Source organism: Flavobacteriales bacterium (assembly GCA_013214975.1).
Classification (GTDB): domain Bacteria; phylum Bacteroidota; class Bacteroidia; order DT-38; family DT-38; genus DT-38.
In genome coordinates this window covers 1-2,195 of the sequence record JABSPR010000352.1, presented here as the reverse complement: position 1 = coordinate 2,195, position 2,195 = coordinate 1, and the positions used below count along the sequence as shown (strand labels likewise).

At 37.1% G+C, this 2,195-nt stretch carries 2 protein-coding genes; both read right to left on the bottom strand.

Annotation, left to right across the window (positions count from 1 at the left end):
- Positions 1 to 1,205, bottom strand: a 1,205-nt coding sequence (locus HRT72_11440) for a DEAD/DEAH box helicase (GenBank protein NQY68317.1), incomplete at its 3' end; no start/stop codon positions are given.
- A 9-nt stretch (positions 1,206 to 1,214) separates the two neighbouring features.
- Positions 1,215 to 2,195, bottom strand: a 981-nt coding sequence (locus tag HRT72_11435; protein ID NQY68316.1) for a DUF2779 domain-containing protein, incomplete at its 5' end; no start/stop codon positions are given.

Here is a 2,195-nt window from a genome sequence, read left to right as displayed (position 1 = left end):
TCGTTCTCATCAATATCTTCTACTATTGATTTCCAATCGTAAGATTTCTCTTCTGTACTACCTTTTGTAAACTGATAATCCGCTTTGGTGATCTCCATTCGCTGAATTGGTTTTTTCAGATTCTCTTCAATCTCAGCTAATATCTCCTTTTCTTCTATACTGCAAAACGAGAATGCTTGCCCTTTCTGATCTCCCCTTCCTGTTCTACCTACTCTATGAACATAGTGGTCGGATGATTCAGGAAGATCATAGTTAATCACGTATTCAACATTCGGAATATCAATTCCTCTAGCACTAATATCTGTTGCAATTAGAACCTTCAGAGATGCCTTTCTGAATCGCATCATTATGGATTCTCTTTCTTCCTGAAGTTTATCGCTATGAATAGTATCCGTATCGATCCCTACCCTTTCCATCGCTTTCTTAACACGCTCTGCTCTCACTTTGGTTCTAACAAAAACAAGAATTTTCTTTTCTTCATTTTGCTTTATAACACTTTCAAGAAAGAATCTCTTGTCGTCCATTTCAACAAATCCTACAGAATGCTCAATATTCTTGGCAACAGGATCCTTAGGCGAAATTTGAATCCGTATTGCATTTGTTACTAAGGAATAAGCAAGTTTTTTAATCTCCTCATTAATAGTTGCAGAAAAGAATAAAGTTTGTCTTCTTCGCGGCAAATGACGCATCAAGTCTCGGATATCTTTAATGAACCCTAAGTCGAGCATATGATCTGCCTCGTCTAAAATGAGTGTTTCTATTTTCTTTAAATCGAGGTGCCCTTGACTAACTAAATCAAACATTCTTCCAGGCGTAGCAACCACTACATCTACACCCTTTTCTAATTGTTTAATCTGCGGCTCTTGATCAACGCCTCCATGAATACAGGAAATAACCACTTTTGTATGTTTTGCCAAAGAATTGAATACGCTTTCTATCTGTAAAGCTAATTCGTGCGTGGGAGCCATTATTAAGCAACTAACACCATATGACCTTCTACTCGTTTTGTAAGTGTGCAGTTTATGAAGAATAGGAATAGCGAAGGCAGCTGTTTTACCAGTTCCCGTTTGTGCAATGGCTAAGACGTCCTCTCCTTTCAAAATAGGCGGGATCGACTTAAACTGAATATCTGTTGGTCTCTTGTACCCCAACTTCTCGATATTCTTTTTTATCGTACTTGCAATATTGTATTCGTCAAACTTCATAGGTGCAAGTTAAACAAGGTTTTCAAGTTCTTCTAATATTCTTACCATTGCAAAGGTATCCAACTCACAATAGGCTAATAAATCTTTTATCGTTTGCTCTTTATCTCCTTCAAAAAGGCCATTTACCATTAAAGAAAAAACATGGCTTGCGGTGCCACCTTCCTTTATTTCTAAGTCATTATAAGATAATTCTGGAACCAGACTCGGTAAAACCGATTTAAGGGAAGCAGAGCCTTTCATATTTGGATGGTAATACTTCTTGTCGTGAAAAGGGTCCAGTAAATCCTTAATCCTACCTGATCTTTCGCGTAGTTCTTCTGCATATTTAGGGAACGCTTTACCCATATCTTTTAGACATCCCTTTTCGAAGCTCATGTTATATGCAATAATATCTCCTTCTCCTTTTGTTTTTTCAAGTAAGTCAATAATCAATGATATTCGCGTTTCTCCTTTCGGATCGGCAATAAACTCAATATGTTCTACCTCACTATCCTTACTTGCCTTATAGTGTAATGAGTATTGAAAAGGGATTTGTTGATATGGCCTTGAATTAATGAACGGCGGAACTGAACTGCTAAAAGTTTCAAAATCTAAATAATACAACGGGTAGTTAAGCGTATCCAAAAACTCCTTGATTCCATCCTTATCAATTAATGGCTCAGTACTCTTATGATGGTCCACCTGAATTCTCTGTGATCTGGAAAGAGGATATTCGTCCGGGACATCATCTAAGTCTACTATTCCCATATTAAACAATTCCATTTTCTGTTCTATTTTCATACGAGCAATATTGAAAACAGAGTTTTCAGGAATCCCTTTCCAACATTCGCTTATATAAGTACAAGAATGTGGAGAAGAGCAATGCTCCCCGATTTCAACGACAGGCGGTTCTTCTTTCGCAACTACCTGCTTTAATAGATCAACATTTTCTGTAAACTCTTCTTGAAGCTCCAATACTTTTTCGAGAACAGAACTACATGAAAATAAGCT